Here is a 1,706-nt window from a genome sequence, read left to right as displayed (position 1 = left end):
GGGTGGGCGGGGTGCTCGCTGCGGCGGTGCGTGCGGCGGTGGTGGTGGCCGGTGCGGTGCTGGTGGCCGGTGCGGCGGGGCGGTGCAGCGTGGTGGTGCGGTCGGCGGCGGCCAGCAGCGCGGGGCGGTGCGCGACGACGAGCACCGCGCAGCCGTGCGCGCGGGCCAGCTCGCGCAGGCTCGCCACGACGGCCAGCTCGGCGGCGGGGTCGAGGTGGGCGGTGGGCTCGTCGAGCACGAGGCGGTCGGCGCCGGTGCGCACGGACAGGAGGGTGCGGGCCAGCGCCACGCGCTGGCGCTGACCGGCCGAGAGCCCGGCGGCGTCCTCCCCGAGGGCCGTCGCGGGGTCCAGGTCGGCGGCCGCCGCGGCCGCCAGCGCCCACGCCACGTCGTCCTCGCCCACCGCCCGCCCGGCGCGCACGGCCTCGGCGACGGTCGTGGCGTGCGGGAAGGACGGCCGCTGCGGCAGGTGCGCCACGGCGTCCAGGCGGTGGCCGACCTCGCCGGCGTCGGGCACCAGGACGCCGGCGGCGACCCGCGCGAGCGTCGACTTGCCGGCGCCGCTGGTGCCGGCGAGGGCGTGCAGCTCGCCGGGCGCGACGTCGAGGTCGGCGCCGTCGACGACGGCGCTGCCGTCCGCGCGGCGCACGAGCACCCCGCGCAGGCGCAGCCCCGGCGCGCCGCCGCCGCCGGGGGCGGGCGCGGGGGCGGCCGGCACGGCGGTGAGGACCGCGTCGACGTCGTCGACGACGGCCGCGGCGTCGGCGGAGTCGTGGAAGCGCGCGCCCACCTCGCGCAGCGGCCGGTAGGCCTCCGGCGCCAGCAGGATGACGAGCAGGGCGGTGCGCAGGTCCAGGGTGCCGCCGGCCAGCCGCATCCCGGCGGTCACGGCGACCAGGCCCACCGACAGCGTCCCGACGAGGTCGAGGGCGGTGGAGGACAGGAACGCCACGCGCAGCACCGACATCGTGGCGCGGCGGGAGGCGTCGGTGACGGCCGCCACGGCCTCCACCTGCCGCTGCGCGCGGCGGTGCGCGCGCAGCGTCGGCAGACCGCGCACGACGTCGAGGAAGTGCGCCGAGAGCACCCGCTGCAGGTGCCACTGGCGGTCCGCGCGCGCCTGGGTCGCCTTGCCGAGCAGGATCGCGAACACCGGCACCAGCGGCAGGGTCAGCGCGACCGTGAGCGCCGAGCGCACGTCGGTCACCAGCAGCACGAGCAGGACCGCGGGCGGCAGCAGCACCCCCGGCACCAGCGCCGGCAGGTAGCGGGTGAACCAGCCGTCGAGGGCGGGCAGGCCCTGCGTGAGCACGGCGGCCAGGCGCGCGGTGCCGAAGCGCTCGGCCCAGGCCGGGCCCAGCCGCAGGGTGCGGGCCAGCACCTGCGAGCGCAGGTCGGTGCGCACGGCGGTGGCGGTGCGCTGGGCCAGGTGCGCCGCGACCCAGGTCGCCGCGACGCGGCCGGCGAGCGTCGCGGCGAGCAGGAGCAGGGCCGGGCGCGCGCCGGTGCCGCTCCACAGCGCGACGACGAGGTCGGCCAGCGCGAGCGCCTGCACGACGAGCAGAGCGGCCGCGAGGACCTCGACCGCGGCGATCGCGGCGATGCCGCGCCGCGCCGGGCGGGCGTGGCGCAGCAGCCGCGGGTCGACGGGGCCCCGCGGCCGCCGGGCGGCGGGGACGGCGCCGGCGGCCCGCGTGGGCTCCTGC

The 1,706-nt window shown here is 80.8% G+C and carries 1 protein-coding gene; it reads right to left on the bottom strand.

The genetic code is table 11. The features are described 5' to 3' along the window. A partial coding sequence (gene cydD / locus GTQ99_RS22900; RefSeq protein ID WP_166617966.1) for a thiol reductant ABC exporter subunit CydD occupies nt 1-1,706 on the bottom strand: 1,706 nt, incomplete at both ends.

The organism is Kineococcus vitellinus (assembly GCF_009906315.1).
Lineage (GTDB): Bacteria > Actinomycetota > Actinomycetes > Actinomycetales > Kineococcaceae > Kineococcus > Kineococcus vitellinus.
The sequence above is the reverse complement of the archived record's forward strand: the minus strand, read 5'-3'. Positions and strand labels throughout refer to the sequence as shown.